Consider the following 419-nt stretch of genomic DNA (forward strand, 5'->3'; position numbering starts at 1 on the left):
CCGCCGTACTCAGGATCCGCTCGGGAGGGAACGAAGTTTCGACTACAGGGCTCTCACCTTCTCTGGCCGGCCGTTCCAGACCGGTTCGTCTACCCCGTCCCTTTCTCACTCCCATCGTGAGCGGTCCTACAACCCCAAGAGGACATGCCTCTTGGTTTGGGCTGTTCCCGTTTCGCTCGCCGCTACTCAGGGAATCGCGGTTGCTTTCTTCTCCTCCGGGTACTAAGATGTTTCAGTTCCCCGGGTGTGCCCTCCATGCCCTATGGATTCAGGCATGGATACTGCCCCATTACGGACAGTGGGTTCCCCCATTCGGACATCTCCGGATCAACGCTTGCTTACAGCTCCCCGAAGCGTTTCGGCGTTTGCCCCGTCCTTCATCGGCTCCTAGTGCCAAGGCATCCACCGTGCGCCCTTTC

Source organism: Geobacillus sp. ZGt-1 (assembly GCF_001026865.1).
Taxonomy (GTDB): domain Bacteria; phylum Bacillota; class Bacilli; order Bacillales; family Anoxybacillaceae; genus Geobacillus; species Geobacillus thermoleovorans.